Below are 18,344 nucleotides of genomic sequence, written 5' to 3' on the forward strand. Positions count from 1 at the left end.
CGGGACAGGTGAGACCCCACAGGCGTTTACGCCGAGGAGGCTCACCGCCCGCCCCGCGGAAAGCGAGCATCTTGAGGGGAAATCAACCACAACCCACTACCTGGTAAATAGCAACAAAGTATGTGAAAACAGCCAAAATAAAAAACCTCTTCTTAAAAATAAGAAGAGGTGTTGGCAACAAAGCTATATACTCTTCTTATCTTCAAGTTTTTAAACTTCTGGAATTAGCACAGTACAAGATCAGTCTGTTGCTGAGGCATCAAAGGGCCAGTCCCTCCACCTCTCTGGATAAGAGTTGTCTATTAAATTAACTATGACTATACAGGTAGTTTTTACGAAGGTCAAGGGGTGGAGCTGGAATATTTCGAATATACCGTTTATTAATCCGGGCTGAAATGTTAACGGCATCAGGGAGTCCGGCATATGCTTTGAGTGGGGAGGGAATGCAAGGATGAGTCCATTCAAAAATGGCATACCGATTACGGTAACTGATGCCATGATAGAGAGAATCATAAAAATGAAATCATCTTGTCAGGATATTAAAGTCGAAATTACGCCAAAGCATATTGTGCTTTCCGGAACGATGGAAGTGAAAAAAATGATGTTTAAGAAAAACGTGGCTTTCCGGATTACATTAAAACCGGTTCATGTGGAAAAAAGAACGATATCATTTGAATTAGTCGAAATGGAACCAATTGACAGGAATTTCATCAACCAAAGGATATTTAACAGACCGCCATTTTTTGAATTTGAAAAAAGAGCGATCAAAATGAATGTTAATGCTTGGAGCATCGTGAGAAAAATTCCCATTGGCACAATTAAATCGTATGAACTCATCGAAGGTGCATTGAAAATGAAACTTTCTTTATGATTCAAGGGGATATTTTATATATATCCTTTGCCGCAATCTATAAAGGGTGTGCCAGGTATGATAGTGTTAAGGTTACATGGTTCATGAAAAAATGTGTTTGATAAATCAAGTTCTTTAAAATATACTAAATGACTTGAAGTTTTGAGTTTTTCTGGTAATGAGGAGGATAATGATGGATCAGAAGATTTTGCCTGCTTCAGCAAGCATGAAGGATTTCGAAAGATTTCTAGAAAGTTCCTATGAAATAGGTGTATTTCTTGATTTGCATATCTCACAATTGAAAAATGTAAGTATGATGGCAAAGCAGCATAATAAGAAAATGATTTATCATGTCGATTTGATCCATGGCATAAGAAGTGATGAGTATGCGACAGAATTCATTTGTCAGGAATATAACCCCTATGGGCTGATTTCGACTAAATCAAGCGTTATATTGAAGGCGAAGCAAAAGGGGGTCATTGCCATCCAGCGAATCTTTTTAATAGACTCACATGCGCTTGAGAAAAGTTATAAGCTGGTGCAGAAAACCAAGCCGGATTATATCGAAGTATTGCCGGGCGCCATGCCATGGATGATAAAAGAAGTGAAGGAACGATTGCAGACACCGATTTTTGCAGGCGGCCTCATACGTACTTCGGATGAAGTTCTGAATGCCCTTGATGCCGGCGCCTCGTCAATCACCACTTCAAAAACTGAATTATGGGATATCGTCTAATAGGGAAAAATTGAAAAAAATTACAGAATAATAGATTAATTTTTCACAAAATATTGACAGCGTTTTCATAACCTAGTATATTTTACAGTACAAGTTAATATATGTGACGGAGACTAGGAGATTCACAACAGATCTATTCATAATTTTTTTTATGAATATAGTTCTGCTGTGGATCTCCTTTTATTTGTTGGCAAGGTTTAAAAAATTATCAGGGGAGGGGTTTTATCATGACTCCATTTTGGGGAGAAGTGTTAGGCACGATGATTTTAGTGTTATTCGGAGCAGGTATTGGGGCAGGTTCATCCTTAAAGGGTTCCTATGCAAAAGATGCCGGCTGGATCGTTATCACGATTGCGTGGGGATTGGCTGTTACCATGGGTGTTTTTGCAGTGGGTTCCATAAGCGGGGCGCATTTAAACCCGGCGGTCACAGTAGGGTTTGCCATTATTGGAGAATTTCCATGGAGTGATGTGCCCGGTTACATCGTTGCCCAGATGATTGGCGCGATACTCGGCGCAACTCTAGTATTCCTTCACTATTTGCCACACTGGAAAGCTACGGATGATCCAGGGGCGAAGCTTGGTGTATTCGCGACTTCACCTGCAATCCCGCACACATTTTCAAATCTATTAAGTGAGATGATTGGAACTTTCATCCTTATTCTTGGTCTATTATTTATAGGGGCCAATAATTTTACAGAGGGTCTAAACCCATTCGCAGTCGGGTTATTGATTGTCGTGATCGGGATGTCACTTGGGGGAACGACAGGATACGCCATTAACCCGGCCCGCGACCTGGGGCCGCGCATCGCTCACTTTTTGCTGCCGATACCTGGTAAAGGAAATTCCAACTGGGGCTATTCATGGATTCCGGTCGTTGGACCGATTGTAGGGGGTTCACTTGGTGCCGTTTGTTATAAAGCATTTTTTATGGGGGAAATAACGGCAGGATTTTGGTCTGTTATAGGTGCAAGCCTGGTACTATTGATAGTAGCCTATGCTTTTGGTAAAAAACAGTCACATGAATTGGATAGCAGAAATATCGCTAGTTAATTAAAAGGAGGGGCATACACAATGGAAAAATACATTTTATCATTAGATCAAGGAACAACAAGTTCGAGGGCGATTTTATTTAATGAAAAGGGGGAAATCGTCCATTCCTCCCAAAAGGAATTCACACAGCATTTCCCTAAACCAGGCTGGGTCGAGCATAACGCCAATGAGATTTGGGGGTCGATCCTGGCGGTGATCGCCGGTGTACTATCTGAATCCAGTGTAAAGCCAGAGCAAATTGCCGGTATCGGGATCACCAACCAGCGTGAAACGGCAGTCGTTTGGGATAAGGAAACAGGTACGCCTGTCTATAATGCGATTGTATGGCAGTCCAGGCAAACAAGTGGAATCTGTGATGAGTTGAAGGAAAAGGGACTTAATGATTTATTCCGGGATAAAACGGGATTGTTGATAGATGCCTATTTTTCCGGAACGAAAGTGAAGTGGATCCTCGATAATGTGGAAGGGGCGCGGCAAAAGGCGGATGAAGGCAAGCTGTTATTCGGTACCATAGATACTTGGCTGATCTGGAAGCTATCAGGAGGCAAGGCTCATGTAACGGACTATTCCAATGCATCCCGGACATTGATGTACAATATCCATGAACTGAAATGGGATGAAGAACTGCTTGAGATATTGACTGTACCAAAGTCGATGCTGCCGGAAGTGAGGCCTTCCTCTGAGGAATATGCACGTACGATCGAATATCATTTCTTCGGCCAATCGATTCCGATCGCCGGGGCAGCCGGTGATCAGCAGGCAGCATTATTCGGCCAAGCCTGCTTTAATGAAGGAATGGCTAAAAATACGTATGGAACAGGCTGTTTCATGCTCATGAATACAGGAACCAAGGCTGTCAGCTCCGAACACGGACTATTGACGACCCTTGCTTGGGGCTTGAATGGGAAGGTCGAATATGCACTGGAAGGCAGTATATTCGTAGCTGGCTCCGCCATCCAATGGCTGCGCGATGGCCTGCGGATGCTGCATGATGCCAAGGRCAGCGAGGACTATGCAAAACGGGTGGAAAGTACGGATGGAGTATATGTCGTACCAGCTTTCGTAGGACTTGGAACTCCATATTGGGACAGCGAAGTGCGGGGAGCCGTTTTTGGTTTGACGCGCGGCACATCAAAAGAACATTTCATTCGCGCCACCCTTGAATCACTTGCGTATCAAACGAAGGATGTCCTTGATGCAATGGAGGCGGATTCAGGAATCGAGCTGCAAACATTAAGAGTGGATGGCGGGGCAGTCAAAAATGACTTCTTGATGCAATTCCAGGGCGACTTATTACGTGTGCCCGTCGAGAGGCCGACCATAAACGAAACTACAGCATTAGGTGCTGCATACCTTGCAGGCCTTGCTGTCGGGTATTGGAAGGATCAAGAAGAAATCTCCCGGCAATGGGCGGTGGACAAAACCTTTGAACCATCCATGGAAGAGCAAGAAAGTGAAAAATTATATGAAGGCTGGAAGAAAGCCGTACATGCCGCTATGGCGTTTAAATAAAAAACAACATGAATTCTTTCTCAAATGAGCTGGAGTATGCTATAATGAAATCAAGTTAATAACTCGGCCGGAGAACAGGAGAGACCATGAATGCGTTATCGTTAATTCGATAATGTGCATTTATGGTCTCTTTTTTTGTTTTTAACGGCAGATTAGGGATATTAATATCTATATAACTTATGCGAACAAATGAACCAATTGAATATAATGACCGAATTCACGGTAAACGCAGAATTCACGAGTAAATCGTGTAAATTCACGAGTAAATGGAGCGAATTCACGAGTAAATCGTGTGAATTCACGAGTAAATGGCGCGAATTCACGAGTAAAAGTGCAGAATTCACGAGTAAACGCAGAATTCACGAGTAAAAGTGCAGAGTTCATGAGTAAACCGTGTGAATTCACGAGTAAATGTGCAAAATTCAAGAAAAAAAATAGAATGCAATACTTAAAGGAGGAGTCAGGCATGAGGTTTTCAAATATATATCGCGAAGAAACGATCGAACTTCTGAAAAAAGAGAAATATGATGTGGTTGTCATTGGCGGGGGAATTACCGGTGCAGGGATCGCCCTGGATGCAACGACCCGTGGAATGAAAGTGGCTTTGGTTGAAATGCAGGACTTTGCAGCAGGTACTTCAAGCCGCTCGACAAAACTTGTTCATGGCGGATTGCGGTATTTGAAGCAATTTGAAATAAAAATGGTTGCCGAGGTTGGTAAAGAGCGGGAAATCGTTTATGAAAATGGACCGCATGTTACCACGCCGGAATGGATGCTGTTACCGATGCACAAAGGTGGCACCTTCGGGAAATTCAGTACCTCCATTGGCCTTCGGGTATATGATTTCCTTGCGGGGGTTAAAAAAGCTGAACGCAGGAAAATGCTTTCGGCGGAGGAAACACTAAAACGGGAGCCGCTCGTTAAGAAAGAGGGACTGAAGGGCGGAGGCTACTATGTTGAATACCGGACAGATGATGCACGTCTGACGATTGAAGTGATGAAGGCGGCTGTCGATAAAGGTGCAACACCGATAAATTATACAAAAGTGGAAAAATTGTTATATGACAATGGCAAGGTGAACGGCGTCCAAGTTGCCGATTTACTTTCAGGTGATTCTTATGAAATATACGCAGACAAAGTTATTAATGCAGCAGGTCCGTGGGTGGATTCCATTCGTGAGAAGGACCAATCGAAACAAGGGAAGACGCTGAAGTTATCCAAGGGTGTGCACGTGGTCATCGACCAATCGAGATTCCCGTTGAAGCAGGCACTTTATTTTGATACGCCTGATGGCCGGATGATTTTTGCCATCCCGAGAGCAGGTAAAGCTTATATAGGGACTACGGATACTTTTTATGATGGTGATCCTGCAGTGCCGACCGTTACTTCCGAAGACCGTGCCTATCTATTAAAGTCCATACATTATATGTTTCCAGAAGTGAACATCACGGATGATGATATCGAATCCAGCTGGGCTGGGGTAAGGCCGTTGATTCTTGAAGAAGGGAAAGATCCTTCTGAGATATCAAGGAAAGATGAAATCTGGGAGTCCGATTCTGGCCTTATCACGATTGCGGGTGGGAAATTGACCGGTTATCGCAAAATGGCCAAAACGACGGTCGACCTTTTGGCAGGGAAACTTGCCCAGCAGTCTAATAAAAAGTACCCAGCCAGCAGCACTAGAGGAATGCCGATTTCCGGAGGGGATGTCGGGGGATCAAGCAACTTCTCCGATTATATCAAGCAACATGTTCAAATGGGAGTTGACTCAGGGCTCGCTGCAAAGGATGCCAAAGAGATATTGGCCATGTACGGGTCCAACGCACCTGTATTATTCGATATCGCCAAAAACGAAGGAGACGGAGGAACGAACAGCGGTCTTCCAAAGAAATTGTTCGTACAGCTGAAATACGCAGTTGATCATGAAATGGCCGCAACCCCAGTGGATTTCTTTTTCCGCAGGACGGGGACACTGTTATTCAATATCGATTTAGTCCAAACGCATAAACATGCAGTGATCGATTATATGGCCGGATATTTTGGATGGACGGAATCAACAAAAATGGAGAGAACCAATCAATTGGAACAGGAAATATTGGGTGCGATTAAAGTATCTTGATCAATATGCAAAAAACATGACGCCGGCGGAATCGGTGGCGTTTTTTTGGTATTCGGAATGTGATTATCGGGGTATTTACATTCTAGAGGGAAAATGCCCTTGAATTCATTTGATAGAAGAAGATACATGAAAAACCAGCTCAAGTTATTTACGAGCTGGTTTTTCATGGTTTTGCGATAACCAGGGGGGAAATATGTTAGCCGAATTAGCTCAAGAAATTGTGAACATAACAAGTGAAGTAATCGGTCATGATGTACTTATCACGGATAAAGACGGAATGGTTCTTGGTTCAAGCGATAAGCCGGGAAATTCTTGTTGGGGGCACTCCGCAAAGTGGAAGAACCATTGAAACTCTGGGTCTTAGCAAACCATCGAAAGAGGAAATCATGGATTTTGTTCGTACTGGGAGGCCTAAAGTTTCCGCATAAGGTGAGTCCAGTAAATAGGTAAAGCATGAATAAGGAGAGAAGAAACCGGCAGTCCTCGCCGAGTTTCTTCTCTCCTTCGCTTATTGAATCACCCGAACTCAAAACGGGACGTTCTTTAAGATCTCTGCTTTATAAGCTGTAAGTCGATGTATAGTTGCATTCTCGAATGAAAGTCATCAAAATCGATTGAGGTGAGATCGGTTATTTGATTCAATCTATATTTCAATGTGTTGGTATGAATGTATAGCTGTTCCGACGTCGGTTTGATCCGGCAATTGTTCAAGAGATATATTTCCAGTGTTTGAAGGAGTTTGGTTTGGCTTTCCAGGTCCTTCTTTTGAAGAATTTCTAAATCCGTATTGATATAATTCGTTTTAGTATGATGGTTGGAGATCATTTCGAGGTAACGGAAAATCCCAAGCTTGCTATATTGGAAGGGAAGCTGTTCAGGTTCACCGATGAATTTGCCTGCGTTGATCACTTCCAGGGCTTCGAGATAGGATTTTCTTAATTGAAGAATCGAAGAGTACTCATTTCCGATTCCCGGGAATACCTTTTTGTCAGTGAATTGGGAAAGAACGGTGTTCGTTAAATCATTGGCGCTATCGGTAAGCAGGTCTTTCCCTTTTCCGTTGCTGCCAATCAGGACGATGATCTTCAATTGGTTTGTGAATACATGGGTAAAATGATTCAGCGCATTGGCGAACAGACTGACTGTATCCGCTAAGTCATCGAAATGTTCCGCATCTGATTGAGCGATGGTAAAGACATTGACAAGGAAGGTTTCCGGAATGAGAAGACTCATATTGGCGGCTTCCCATTTTATTTGGTTTTCCGTTTGATAGACTTCGTCAATGACCTTTTGATAAAACTCATTTTTTTCTTCATCTTTTTTCATGTTTATCTGTTTTTTCTGATAAAGAAGCTTGCCGATATGATGGGAAACTTCGTGTAAAAATTCCAGATCGGAATCAGTCATCATTTCCGTTTCTTGGACCCAAATGAACCCGAAGACCTGTCCTTTATGAACGGCGCTCACAACGACCCTTTGATTTAACCCGATTTCCTCGATTTGTTTCACCCTAAAGGGATGCTCCACTGTTTTAAGCTGTTCGACAATGCCCTCATCCATGAATTTTTCCAGGATTGGAATCGGCCAATGCTTTGTGAAGATGGTTTGCCGATTGGCTTGGTCGAAGTGTTCGATATAATATGAACTATATGCCAGCAATAAAAATTGGTCATTTTCGATGACGACTGGTTTTTTTAAATAAGTGCTGACCATATCCGTTATATCGTTGATGTTTGTGAGTGTCAGGATTTTTTCTAATGACATATATGGCCCCCTGCAATTTTTTGAAGTATATGACAACTTAGTTTAATAATACTTTTAAACTAATGATGTGTATAGGGGCAAGAACAAAGAAGGAACGGTATATGAAAAAATACCGTTCCTTTTAGGGGTTTTATTTTTGTTTTAAAGTTTTTTCGAATTCATCGAATTTCGCTTCTACGTCTTTTGATGGTTTCGCTGTTAGAAGACTGACCAGGATGATGGCAATCAAGCTTGCGCCAAAACCAGGAATCATTTCATAAAGCGTATCGGATAATCCTGCCATCGACCAGAAAATTACAGTAGCGGCACCAACGATCATCCCGGCTAAAGCGCCCCATCTTGTCATTCGTTTCCAGCAGAGGCTCAGTATGACCAATGGACCGAATGAAGATCCGAATCCAGCCCATGCATAGCCGACAAGTCCAAGGATCGTGTCATTCTGTTCCCAAGAGAGAATGAGCGCTATGACGGATATGGCCAGTACGGAAAGTCTGCCCAGGAAAACAAGCTCTTTATCTGAAGCGGAACGACGGAAGAAAGTTTTGTACATATCCTCCGTTAAAGAGCTGGCCGTAACCAAAAGCTGCGAAGAAATCGTGCTCATGATGGCTGCCAGTATCGCTGAAATCAAGAAACCAGTGATAAGCGGGTGGAATAGTATTTCCCCTAACTCTATGAAAATCGTTTCAGGATCAGCTAACTTCAGGTTGTTCTGATGAAAATACGTGATACCGATGAATCCAGTCAGCATGGCACCGATACTGGAGAAAATCATCCAGCCCATTCCGATAGTACGGGCTTTCTTGATTTCTTTAATAGAACTGATTGCCATAAAGCGGACAATGATATGCGGCTGTCCGAAGTAACCCAGTCCCCAAGCAAATAATGAGATGATTCCTAAAAAGCTGGTCCCCGTGAAAATATTCAACAGAGCAGGATCAATGGAACGTGGCGTGTCAATCGCAGGACCGAAACCGCCAACATGGAAAAGGGTGACGATCGGTACAAGAACCAAGGCGACAACCATGATGATCCCTTGAACAAAGTCTGTCCAGCTTACTGCCAGGAATCCACCGAATAAAGTATAGGCAACGGTGACGCCTGTTAAGATCCATAGGCCTGTATGATAATCAAGGCCAAATGTACTTTGGAATAAGACTCCGCCGGATACCATTCCGGAAGAAACGTAAAAGGTAAAGAATACGAGGATAACCAAAGCCGAAATGAGCCTTAAGATCTGTGAGCCCTCGCCAAAACGATTTTCCAGGAAAGCGGGGATCGTAATCGAGTTATTGGCGACTTCCGTATAGGTTCTCAATCTAGGTGCAACATACAGCCAGTTCATATAGGCTCCTAATGTGAGACCGATTACAATCCAGATTGAACTTAGTCCTGTTGCGAACATGGCACCAGGCATACCCATTAAAAGCCAACCGCTCATATCCGCGGCACCGGCGCTTAATGCAGTGACAGCAGGTCCAAGACCCCGGTCGCCCAGCATATAATCATTTAAATTGGAAGTCCTTTTGTATGCGAAGTAACCGATGAGAAGCATGCCAGCCATGTAAATGCTGATCGAAATTATTAATGCGTAATCCATAAAAGACTCCCTTCGTGATGAAATATATAATTTTTTGTTTTAAAAGAGGAAGCAACCTATTTGTCACTTCCTCCATTTAACTTCATTTTGGTTTCCATATCCAGAATGGAGGATACGGAAACCATAGGGATTTCAAATCATCTTCAAAATTGCTCTATGGAACATTATCAGAATGTTTCGGATGTTGTTTTTGCTTGCATATGAAGCTGCAAGTAGTCCGGTCCGCCTGCCTTGGAATCAGTTCCTGACATGTTGAACCCGCCGAATGGCTGATAACCTACGATTGCACCAGTACAGCCGCGGTTGAAATACAAGTTCCCGACATGGAATTCTTCGCGTGCCTTTTCCATGTTAAGGCGATTTGTCGTAATGACAGCCCCAGTCAAACCATATTCAGTGTTATTGGCAATCTCAAGTGCTTCGTTAAAGTCCTTCGCTTTTGTGAAGGCAACGACTGGTCCGAAGATTTCTTCTTGCATCAAGCGGCCTTGCGGATCGACATCAGCAACGATTGTCGGTTGAACGAAGTAGCCTGTAGAGCTATCTCCTTCTCCTCCAGTCAGAATGCGTCCTTCTTCGTTCCCGATTTCAATATAGCTCATGATTTTGTCAAAAGCAGCTTGATCGATAACCGGTCCCATGAAATGATTTTCTACAGGATTACCAACTGTAAGCTGTTTTGTTAATTCAACAGCGCGAGCTAAAACTTGATCATATACATCTTCAACGATGACAGCACGGGAACAAGCAGAACATTTTTGGCCAGAGAAGCCAAATGCAGATTTCACGATCGATTGAGCAGCCAATTCAAGATCTGCCTCTTTGTCGACGACGATTGTATCTTTTCCGCCCATTTCAGCGATGACACGCTTCAGCCAAATTTGGCCTTCGTTCACTTCTGAAGCACGTTTGTAAATGCGCAGACCTACATCACGTGAACCTGTGAAGGAGATGAAACGTGTTTTAGGATGATCGACCAGGTAGTCGCCGACCTCTGCTCCGCTTCCTGGAACGAAATTCAACACACCTGCTGGAAGGCCTGCTTCAAGCATCACTTCAACGAATTTCGCAGCAACGATAGGAGTAGTAGAAGCTGGTTTCAACAGGATCGTGTTCCCGGTAACGATAGCGGCAACAGCTGTACCTGCCATGATCGCAAATGGGAAGTTCCAAGGAGAAATGATGATGCCTACTCCTAATGGAATGTAATCATAGCGGTTGAATTCTCCCGGACGGCTTTGAACAGGCACACCATCTTTAAGAGTCAGCATTTGACGAGCATAGAATTCAAGGAAATCGATTGCTTCCGCTGTATCAGCATCAGCCTCATTCCAAGGTTTTCCAGCTTCTTTCGTCAATAACGCAGAGAATTCATGCTTGCGTCTGCGAATGATGGCAGCCGCTTTGAACAAAACGTCAGCGCGGATTTCCGGCTTCACTTTTTTCCAGCTTTCAAAAGCGGTAACAGCTTCCTGCATGGCTTTTTCAGCAAGGTCCCTATTCGCTTTCGATACGCGGCCGATGACCTCTTGCTTATCTGCAGGGTTGTATGAAACGATTTTCTCATCAGTCGTCACTTGCTCTGCTCCGATATAAAGAGGGTAGTCTTGCCCTAAGTAGCCCTCAACAGTTTGAAGTGCTTCCTGATATGCTTTTTTGTTTTCCTCGTTTGTAAAATCAACAAATGGTTCGTGTTTATATGAAATCATTGATAATCACACCTTTTAATAGATTTTTTGTAGCATTTAATAATGTTGAAAGTATATTTAGCTTCTGACCATCCCTTTGAAGGCAAAGGCAATATTGGATGGCCTTTCTGCAAGCCTTCTCATGAAGTATCCATACCAATCCAGACCGTATGGTACATAGACGCGCATTTTGTAACCTTGCTTGACCAATTCGTATTGAGTCTTGTTCCTCATGCCATAAAGCATTTGGAATTCAAATTGTGTATTTGGGATGTCATATTTCTTGGCCAGCTCTTTTGTATACTCGATGATTTTGTCATCATGTGAGGCAATGGCCGTATAATTTCCGTTAAGAAGACTTTGCTTAATCAACTTTTTATAGTTTTCGTCGACATCATTCTTCTCGGGAAAAGCCACCTCTGGAGATTCCTTATAGGCACCCTTTACGAGACGCAGGAATGGCTTATATTGGCCAAGGTCCTCCAAATCCTTCTCTGTGCGGAATAAATATGCTTGTAGAACAGTACTTATGCAGCTGTATTTTTCTTTGAACTGTCTAAAGATATCGATTGTTGCCTGACAGCGAACTTCATCTTCCATATCGATCGTGACCATGACTTTATGTTTTTCGGCTGTATCAAGAATTTTCGTCATATTCTCAATCACTAGTTTATGATCGATATCAAGTCCCAAAGAAGTCATTTTCAGAGAAACCTGAGAATCAAGTTTTTCCCTGCTGATCATTTCGATGGTTTCGATGCATTCTGCCGTCCGTTCCAGAGTCACTTCCTTGGAATCAACGAATTCCCCAAGATGGTCGACTGTAACCGACAAGCCGCTATTATTAAGTTGTTTAATGAATTTAATGGAACTTTGGAAATCAGTTCCCCCAATGATCTTTCCAGCAGCAAAATTTCCTCCGCTTTTTTTAGCAATATTATTAAGCAGGTTATTCTTAGATAAAAATAAGAAAAAGTCCCTTGTAATGGCTTCCATATAAAGCGCACCCCCTAAGAAGATGTATTTCTTAAATTAAGCTTAAGGTTTTTCGACAATATTCTCAATGTTCTTAAAAAACAATAATTCTGTCATTTCTTTGTCGGTTTTGGACAAATGAAAAGGTTTACATTTCTGCAGTTGTAATGAAGGTTTATCTTTTGACTTAAAGAGAAACGCTAGAGGTAAAGCCTTTATTAGTGATTAGGACTAATATGAATGCGTTTAAAAGTGGCAGCTCGACCATAATCATCCAATGCGTTATAATGAACCTTATTTAACAGAATCGGTCAATGTTCAAAGAAAAAACGATAAATGAAGCTTTCAGACGTGAAATCGGTGAAAAACCGTAAAAATAAGTGCATCGGCAAGCCGAGGAGGATAATGAATGGATGCTGTACTTGAAGAACTTAGAGAAACATCGGGATTGATAGTAGGATTAATAATGGCCCTGGTAATTTTGGGTCTGATCGGTTATGCCCTTACGAATGTACATGAATCCATCGTGTCACCTGTGGTTCAGTTCATAAAGAAAATGGTCGGCCGAAAATAGCTCAAGCGGAATACATAACCTTTTGTCCCTAATCGATAACTAGCCCTTGTTTAAAGAAATCCCTGCAGGGTTTGTCTAAAAGGGACAAAAGAACCTCAATATAAACATATCAGCCGAGAATGAAGAAAATCCCCCGCTCCTAATGGAAGTGGGGGATTTTAATTCAGGGGATGTCGTTGAATCTCAGTTGAACTTTGAAAAGCTGGGGCCGTTGGAATGAAGGTTATTTCCGAAAGGAAAGCTTGGATTTTGGGAGCGTGGATAGGAGAGTATGAACAAGAATTGAATAATACATTTAGGCCCGGCCATAAGCCAGGGCCTTTTTGTTTACAAATCAAAGTAGTCATCTGCCTTTGCGCCTGCATCTAAACTTCGAACCGCCTTCATGATTTTCTTTAAAACCCCGGCTGACGGCACATACCTTGGATCGCTGCAAACTCTGCTTATCGTATTGCGTGAAATTCCTGACGCACTTACAAACTCCTCTTGGGTATATCCGTGCTTATCGATTAATTTACCGACCTTGCTTCGCGGCTTTCTCTTCCCGAATCTAAACATTTGATAACCTCCTAGAATGATTTACTAGCAGTCTCGTCCAGCTTTCACAAAAATATACACATAGTTTCGCAAATGTTTGGGATACAAAGTTGAAAAGCGGTTCCCGGATTGGTTGTATGATGAAGCTTCAATTTCCTTGAATTTATTTCCATTTAAATTATAATAATAAATAGACAGCGAACACAGACTGAATAATGTAAAAGAATGGCTAATTCATATGTACCTTAGGAGGAAATCATGGGAAGAATAGTTCATTTCGAAATTCATGTGAATGACATGGAACGGGCAAAGGCGTTTTATGGAGAGGTGTTCGGATGGTCATTTCAAGACTGGAGTGATTATGCAGGGATGCCTTACTTTGGAGCAGTGACTGGCAATGAGAATGAACATGGCATCGATGGTGCTTTGATGCAGCGCCAAAGTGCTCCGCCGGAAACAGGCCAAGCGTTAAATGCATTTGCGTGTACCATTGGCGTGGAAAACTACGATTTAACGGATGCTAAAATTATCGAGAATGGCGGCAAGCTCGCAATGCCCAAATTTGCCCTGCCCGGAATGGCTTGGCAAGGATACTATATCGATCCCGAAGGCAATACTTTTGGAATTCATCAACCCGATGCGAATGCAAAATAGAGTGGATAATAGGTGAATTAAAACATGGAATCACGATACACGGAAGCCGTGCTTGATCATGTACGCAATATCTGTCTTGCACTGCCGGAAGCTGTTGAACATATTGATGGTTTCGGTCACGATACTTTTAAAATCAATGGAAAATCCTTCGTGATTTCTGGTGAAAGCGAGAAAGGATTCAGCTTGTCATTCAAGTCAGATCGAGAAACTCAAGAATTATTGCTACAGAAAGAGAAATATTTCAAAACCCCATATATAGGACGTCACGGTTGGGTTTCCATTCAAAATCCGGATAGGGAAGACTGGGATGAATTGACCTCTCTAATTCAAGAAGGTTATTTACGTGCGGCACCGAAACGTATGGTAAAGAAATGGAATGAGTTGAATACAAAGTGAAGAAAGGCGGACGATCTGCCTTTCTTTATTTTTTACGTGTAAGAGGGACTCCGGAATTTGGAAAATATAAAGAGAGGGATTGTTGTCCCTCATCAGAAGAACGTTTAAAATTAATAGTAGGTTATGATTTGTATCTTATAATAAGCAGCTAACTTTAAAGATTGCGAGAATCAATCAAGATTTGATTGAAGGAAAGGTGTTTGGTTGAAGTGAATGTTGAATCTTTTTTTTCTGAGAACATTAAAGCGGCACTTAAGAATGATCCGCCCGGTGCATGGATGCCAGATCTGCCAGATGGTTGTATTCGCTTGAGTTCAGGCTATCCTGATCCTGCTCTCGTTCCTGCTGAGGAGCTTAAGGGAGCTGTAGCCAGACTTCTTGATGAGGAGCAGGATTTGCCGCTCCATTATCTCGGAAGTCCGCGAATTCCAAGACTAAAGAAGCAAATCCAGAAAAGGTTGGCAGAGCGTGGAATTTGCGTTTTGGAAGAACAGCTTTTGATTACATCAGGAGCTTGCCAGGGGATTGATCTTATTGCCCGCGTTCTTCTTGATGATAAAGCGGTTGTAGCGGTAGAGTCTCCCACCTACATGGAGGCTTTGGAGATTTTTCAAAACTATACGAAACGGATTATTAGTATACCCATAGATGAACAGGGACTCCAAACATGCCGATTAAAGGAAATGCTGGATGAAAGGAAACGCACAGGTCAAACCCTCCCGCGTTTTTTATATACAATCCCAACTTTTCAAAATCCAACTGGAACGACTATGACAAATGAGCGCCGGGAGCATTTATTGGAGCTTTCCATCGAGTATGATTTCCTCATTCTGGAGGATGATGCATACGGGGAATTATCCTTCGATGCAAATCCGGTACCAATAAAATCTATTGATAAATGCGGGCGAGTCCTGCAAGTCGGGTCATTATCCAAGGTTGTTGCGCCAGGAATGCGGATTGGATGGATAGCGGGGGAAAGTGAATTCATCAAGGCTTTTGAATGGTTTAAAAAAGATTTAGACCATCCGTTTGCTCAAAGTTCAATGGCTGTATACTTAGAAAATACCGATTTTGAGAAACGGCTCGACCTTTTAAAAAATACGTATCGTTCTAAATGCACTGCGTTAATCCATTCGATGGAACAATTCCTTCCAGAATCCGTTTCCTGGTATGTTCCAGATGGCGGTTACTTTGTATGGGTGAAAACTCCAGGAGCGGATACATCGCTGTTATTATCACAGGCTCTGGCTAATGGTGTTTCATATGTTCCAGGGAAATACTTTTTCTTGGATCAAAACGATGGAACTGAGTTTCTCCGACTCTCGTTCAGTTATGCCGATGAGAAAGAAATGATCGAGGGAATACGAAGACTAGGACAGCTTATCGCATCTAGTGTCCTGAAGGATTGTTAATTTGTTAATCTATTAGTTATTTCGATGTATTTGTACGCCTGCTTCCTTAAAGGAGGTAGGTTTTTTATTATAAAAGCAAAAATATGTTCCGACCATGAGAGAGGAAAAGGCCCATACATTACGTTTAAAAAAAGTATGGAAATTTTATCGCAGTGATTGAAGAAATATTAGGGGGCAGTGGTGGACAAATTGACAAAAAGAAAAAACCCTTGATATATCAAGGGTTTTCGGAAATGGAGCATAGCGGGATCGAACCGCTGACCTCTACGCTGCCAGCGTAGCGCTCTCCCAGCTGAGCTAATGCCCCGAATTGAGGTACAATAATTATTTTATCGGATTTTGGTGAAAAGTCAATATAAAATATGAGATTTTTGCAAAAATGATAAAAAATCCGTTTGAGGACAGTCAAACGGATCAGACTAGAGACGCGATGAATCACGTAGCTGCAGATTTTTTGTTTATAAGATTGGATGTAAAAGACCTGCCGCAAAAGATTTCATGTTAATCCATCTCTGGGTTCATTTTCATTTATCACGTGCTTCATCAGATTCTAGTATTTTAAGCTTATATTTTTTTACTTATCCTGAATTATATCCGTGATGGTGTATGTTTTAACATCAACACGTGCAATGGAGAGATCCCGGTTCAATACATAAGCCTGATCCCCATCCTGGCTAAAGACCATTGCTTGCCTTGGTTCTTTGAACCCCCCGATTGTCTTAACTACGCGGTGATCAGCGACATTGATCACGTCAATCGTATGATCAGCTTTGTTGCTTGTGAAAAGGAGTTTATCATCAGGAGATAAAGCGGCGCCATATGGCTCGCGTCCCACTTTGATTTCACCCTTTATATTACCATCTAGCGTATCCACTGCGGAAATGCTGTTGCGTCCGCTGTTGGCTGCATATAATGTTCCTCCATCAGCGGTAATCGAGATTCCGCGAATACTGGAGAACCCTGTTATTTCACGAATGATTTTTTTGGTGGCGGCATCAACGATAGACACTTTATCTCCTTGAAAGTTCGTGACAAAGATATATTTTCCGTCCGAAGAGAGTTTAATGCCTTGCCGTGGTTGGGCGAAACCGGTAATGACGTCAATCGGTTTTCGTTTTTCCAGATCCACAATCGTGACGGAATTGTGTGCTTGATTGTTCACATACAATGTCTTGCCATCCGGACTGACAGCGGTCCCGAATGCACCTGGACCAACGACAACTTCATCTTTCAAGGTGAAGTTTTTTAAGCTGTAAAAACGAATCGTACCGAGAGTACTATCAGAGACGATAAACTCTGAGCCGCCATCAATAAAACACGATGTTTCTCGGTGAACCGAAGCCGTCGATCTTTTTACGCAACTTGCCATTGGTAAGATCATAGACCAAGATGGATTGTTCACGGCTATCCGAGACAATCGCTATTTGTTCATCCGGACTTACGGCAAGGGAATTGTTGGTGATGTGGGTGTCAAAGCCTGTCGCCAACTCTGGGCTTTTACTTTTACTAGAAGAAGCACCTAATACATTTGGTATGAAAAACACAAATAGTAAGGATATCCATATACTTTTTACCTTCATTTTTTTAAACATCACTCACCTCGGGAAATTATTTTCTTGATAATGGTTAATATCCCTGTCAATATCATGCTGGTTGTCCTGACCACCTTCCTTTAAAATGTTTAAGTCAAGCAGGAGTTCGTCCTTTCACTATATATAAACGAATAGAGCAGGATATCGGTTTGGTCATTTTGTAATTATAATAAATGTATAGAGTGGACCCTTAGATGAATAATGGATTAGGCCACAGTGAAGTCACGTAACACTAGACTTCCTCCCTGACCGATGGATGATAGTAAATGTCCATATATAGGTGTTAGATTCTGATGCTGGAGATAAAAACTGAGGATTGTGGAAGTTTTCGATTGGTTTAGGCAGGCAAGACTTAGCCATTCATTGATGTCCAACTGGACTTGCCAAGGGGGCAAAAATGTTTAACGGAGTGGACTCGTATAGGTATGGAGGAAAGTTAAGAAGAATTTCAAAAGGGGTTCGGAATGTTTAATTCCCAACCCCTTTTATGAACTGTTTGAGTGCAGTCAAACGGCCTTTAATTTTATACATTTTCGATTTCCACCCGTGCAATTTCCTTAAGATTGGAGACGGTGTAATACACTTCCGATGTTCTGACTTTGTGATCGACCAGAACTTTAAGGGTCAAAAGGTGGTTGTCATTTGCCACATCTTTGATTCTGAGATTCTTGATGAATATTTTTTCGTCTTTGATTTTTTTCAGTACGATTGCAATGTCATCTTTATTTTGTACAACCAGCTGCAGAAAGAGTTCTTTTTGCCGCAACTTCATCGGTCCGAGCCAGGTAACGATTGCGGGCACCAATTCCACACTAATGATCAATAAGATGACGCCGGCTATGGCCTCGAGAAAAAAACCAGCTCCAACGGCAATCCCTATTCC

At 42.3% G+C, this 18,344-nt stretch carries 19 protein-coding genes, 1 tRNA gene, 1 pseudogene and 1 riboswitch; of the genes and pseudogenes, 11 read left to right on the forward strand and 10 right to left on the reverse strand.

All coding sequences use genetic code 11. The annotated features are described in order from the left end of the window. The 5 genes and pseudogenes from AC1DVB_RS19185 to glpK form a co-directional block, all read left to right on the forward strand. A pseudogene (locus tag AC1DVB_RS19185) lies at positions 1-214 on the forward strand (hypothetical protein); the annotation flags it as partial. Further along, positions 194-295, reverse strand: a riboswitch (SAM riboswitch). It overlaps the preceding pseudogene by 21 nt. A gap of 156 nt (positions 296-451) precedes the next feature. After that, complete coding sequence (locus AC1DVB_RS19190) at positions 452-871, forward strand: hypothetical protein (RefSeq protein WP_239859642.1); 420 nt, start codon at positions 452-454, stop codon at positions 869-871. A gap of 172 nt (positions 872-1,043) precedes the next feature. Beyond that, on the forward strand, positions 1,044-1,586 hold the full coding sequence (locus AC1DVB_RS19195; protein WP_048683275.1) for a glycerol-3-phosphate responsive antiterminator: 543 nt from the start codon (positions 1,044-1,046) through the stop codon (positions 1,584-1,586). Positions 1,587-1,813: 227 nt separating this feature from the next. Further along, entirely contained in the window at positions 1,814-2,638 is an 825-nt protein-coding gene (locus AC1DVB_RS19200) for an MIP/aquaporin family protein (RefSeq protein ID WP_095679891.1), read from the forward strand. 21 nt (positions 2,639-2,659) lie between these two features. Beyond that, on the forward strand, positions 2,660-4,150 hold the full coding sequence (glpK, locus tag AC1DVB_RS19205; RefSeq protein ID WP_477590499.1) for a glycerol kinase GlpK: 1,491 nt from the start codon (positions 2,660-2,662) through the stop codon (positions 4,148-4,150). Positions 4,151-4,327: 177 nt separating this feature from the next. Here the strand turns inward: glpK and AC1DVB_RS19210 are convergent, their stop codons facing one another. After that, positions 4,328-4,534: a hypothetical protein gene (locus tag AC1DVB_RS19210; RefSeq protein WP_477590501.1), complete on the reverse strand. Its 207-nt coding sequence runs from the start codon at positions 4,532-4,534 to the stop codon at positions 4,328-4,330. Positions 4,535-4,616: 82 nt separating this feature from the next. On the opposite strand from AC1DVB_RS19210, the gene AC1DVB_RS19215 reads away from it, so the two are divergent. Next, positions 4,617-6,269 (forward strand): glycerol-3-phosphate dehydrogenase/oxidase, encoded by a 1,653-nt coding sequence (locus tag AC1DVB_RS19215; RefSeq protein ID WP_477590503.1) that lies wholly within the window; start codon positions 4,617-4,619, stop codon positions 6,267-6,269. A gap of 193 nt (positions 6,270-6,462) precedes the next feature. Next, a complete protein-coding gene (locus tag AC1DVB_RS19220) occupies positions 6,463-6,618 on the forward strand; it encodes a sugar diacid recognition domain-containing protein (RefSeq protein WP_477590505.1) in 156 nt (51 codons plus the stop codon). Positions 6,619-6,812: 194 nt separating this feature from the next. Here AC1DVB_RS19220 and AC1DVB_RS19225 read toward each other — a convergent pair whose 3' ends face one another. The 4 genes from AC1DVB_RS19225 to AC1DVB_RS19240 form a co-directional block, all read right to left on the reverse strand. Next, positions 6,813-8,033, reverse strand: coding sequence for a PucR family transcriptional regulator (locus tag AC1DVB_RS19225; RefSeq protein ID WP_477590507.1), 1,221 nt, complete (start codon positions 8,031-8,033; stop codon positions 6,813-6,815). A gap of 130 nt (positions 8,034-8,163) precedes the next feature. Next, complete coding sequence (gene putP / locus AC1DVB_RS19230; protein WP_063574827.1) at positions 8,164-9,633, reverse strand: sodium/proline symporter PutP; 1,470 nt, start codon at positions 9,631-9,633, stop codon at positions 8,164-8,166. Positions 9,634-9,800: 167 nt separating this feature from the next. Then, positions 9,801-11,342, reverse strand: a complete 1,542-nt coding sequence (pruA, locus tag AC1DVB_RS19235; RefSeq protein WP_034310468.1) for an L-glutamate gamma-semialdehyde dehydrogenase — start codon at positions 11,340-11,342, stop codon at positions 9,801-9,803. Positions 11,343-11,399: 57 nt separating this feature from the next. Then, positions 11,400-12,317, reverse strand: coding sequence for a proline dehydrogenase family protein (locus tag AC1DVB_RS19240; RefSeq protein WP_034310470.1), 918 nt, complete (start codon positions 12,315-12,317; stop codon positions 11,400-11,402). A gap of 388 nt (positions 12,318-12,705) precedes the next feature. On the opposite strand from AC1DVB_RS19240, the gene AC1DVB_RS19245 reads away from it, so the two are divergent. After that, positions 12,706-12,870: a hypothetical protein gene (locus AC1DVB_RS19245; protein ID WP_161784866.1), complete on the forward strand. Its 165-nt coding sequence runs from the start codon at positions 12,706-12,708 to the stop codon at positions 12,868-12,870. Between the two features lie 327 nt (positions 12,871-13,197). On the opposite strand, the gene AC1DVB_RS19250 is transcribed toward AC1DVB_RS19245, so the two are convergent. Continuing rightward, positions 13,198-13,428, reverse strand: coding sequence for a helix-turn-helix domain-containing protein (locus AC1DVB_RS19250; RefSeq protein WP_057277971.1), 231 nt, complete (start codon positions 13,426-13,428; stop codon positions 13,198-13,200). A 237-nt stretch (positions 13,429-13,665) separates the two neighbouring features. On the opposite strand from AC1DVB_RS19250, the gene AC1DVB_RS19255 reads away from it, so the two are divergent. From AC1DVB_RS19255 to AC1DVB_RS19265, 3 genes are all read left to right on the forward strand, one after another. Then, positions 13,666-14,061, forward strand: coding sequence for a VOC family protein (locus AC1DVB_RS19255; RefSeq protein ID WP_230134432.1), 396 nt, complete (start codon positions 13,666-13,668; stop codon positions 14,059-14,061). A 24-nt stretch (positions 14,062-14,085) separates the two neighbouring features. Continuing rightward, on the forward strand, positions 14,086-14,457 hold the full coding sequence (locus AC1DVB_RS19260; protein ID WP_230134433.1) for an MmcQ/YjbR family DNA-binding protein: 372 nt from the start codon (positions 14,086-14,088) through the stop codon (positions 14,455-14,457). Positions 14,458-14,666: 209 nt separating this feature from the next. Continuing rightward, complete coding sequence (locus AC1DVB_RS19265) at positions 14,667-15,869, forward strand: aminotransferase-like domain-containing protein (protein WP_477590512.1); 1,203 nt, start codon at positions 14,667-14,669, stop codon at positions 15,867-15,869. Between the two features lie 234 nt (positions 15,870-16,103). On the opposite strand, the gene AC1DVB_RS19270 is transcribed toward AC1DVB_RS19265, so the two are convergent. The 4 genes from AC1DVB_RS19270 to AC1DVB_RS19285 all read right to left on the reverse strand — a co-directional run. Next, positions 16,104-16,176, reverse strand: a tRNA-Ala gene (locus tag AC1DVB_RS19270). Positions 16,177-16,443: 267 nt separating this feature from the next. Next, positions 16,444-17,238: a YncE family protein gene (locus AC1DVB_RS19275; protein WP_477590514.1), complete on the reverse strand. Its 795-nt coding sequence runs from the start codon at positions 17,236-17,238 to the stop codon at positions 16,444-16,446. Next, positions 17,177-17,461 carry a hypothetical protein gene (locus tag AC1DVB_RS19280; protein ID WP_477590516.1) on the reverse strand — a complete coding sequence of 95 codons (285 nt, stop codon included), beginning with the start codon at positions 17,459-17,461 and terminating at the stop codon, positions 17,177-17,179. The genes AC1DVB_RS19275 and AC1DVB_RS19280 overlap by 62 nt, the downstream gene beginning before the upstream one ends. A 523-nt stretch (positions 17,462-17,984) precedes the next feature. Beyond that, a partial coding sequence (locus AC1DVB_RS19285) for an MgtC/SapB family protein (protein WP_477590518.1) occupies positions 17,985-18,344 on the reverse strand: 360 nt, incomplete at its 5' end.

It is taken from the genome of Peribacillus sp. P4_D6 (assembly GCF_056401795.1).

What these genes read in the sequence shown, in the direction of transcription:
- AC1DVB_RS19190 (WP_239859642.1), top strand. Translation starts at nt 452, where the DNA reads ATGAGTCCATTCAAAAATGGCATACCGATTACGGTAACTGATGCCATG.
- AC1DVB_RS19195 (WP_048683275.1), top strand. Translation starts at nt 1,044, where the DNA reads ATGGATCAGAAGATTTTGCCTGCTTCAGCAAGCATGAAGGATTTCGAA.
- AC1DVB_RS19200 (WP_095679891.1), top strand. Translation starts at nt 1,814, where the DNA reads ATGACTCCATTTTGGGGAGAAGTGTTAGGCACGATGATTTTAGTGTTA.
- AC1DVB_RS19210 (WP_477590501.1), bottom strand. Translation starts at nt 4,534, where the DNA reads ATGAACTCTGCACTTTTACTCGTGAATTCTGCGTTTACTCGTGAATTC.
- AC1DVB_RS19215 (WP_477590503.1), top strand. Translation starts at nt 4,617, where the DNA reads ATGAGGTTTTCAAATATATATCGCGAAGAAACGATCGAACTTCTGAAA.
- AC1DVB_RS19220 (WP_477590505.1), top strand. Translation starts at nt 6,463, where the DNA reads ATGTTAGCCGAATTAGCTCAAGAAATTGTGAACATAACAAGTGAAGTA.
- AC1DVB_RS19225 (WP_477590507.1), bottom strand. Translation starts at nt 8,033, where the DNA reads ATGTCATTAGAAAAAATCCTGACACTCACAAACATCAACGATATAACG.
- putP (WP_063574827.1), bottom strand. Translation starts at nt 9,633, where the DNA reads ATGGATTACGCATTAATAATTTCGATCAGCATTTACATGGCTGGCATG.
- pruA (WP_034310468.1), bottom strand. Translation starts at nt 11,342, where the DNA reads ATGATTTCATATAAACACGAACCATTTGTTGATTTTACAAACGAGGAA.
- AC1DVB_RS19240 (WP_034310470.1), bottom strand. Translation starts at nt 12,317, where the DNA reads ATGGAAGCCATTACAAGGGACTTTTTCTTATTTTTATCTAAGAATAAC.
- AC1DVB_RS19245 (WP_161784866.1), top strand. Translation starts at nt 12,706, where the DNA reads ATGGATGCTGTACTTGAAGAACTTAGAGAAACATCGGGATTGATAGTA.
- AC1DVB_RS19250 (WP_057277971.1), bottom strand. Translation starts at nt 13,428, where the DNA reads ATGTTTAGATTCGGGAAGAGAAAGCCGCGAAGCAAGGTCGGTAAATTA.
- AC1DVB_RS19255 (WP_230134432.1), top strand. Translation starts at nt 13,666, where the DNA reads ATGGGAAGAATAGTTCATTTCGAAATTCATGTGAATGACATGGAACGG.
- AC1DVB_RS19260 (WP_230134433.1), top strand. Translation starts at nt 14,086, where the DNA reads ATGGAATCACGATACACGGAAGCCGTGCTTGATCATGTACGCAATATC.
- AC1DVB_RS19275 (WP_477590514.1), bottom strand. Translation starts at nt 17,238, where the DNA reads ATGGCAAGTTGCGTAAAAAGATCGACGGCTTCGGTTCACCGAGAAACA.
- AC1DVB_RS19280 (WP_477590516.1), bottom strand. Translation starts at nt 17,461, where the DNA reads ATGTTTAAAAAAATGAAGGTAAAAAGTATATGGATATCCTTACTATTT.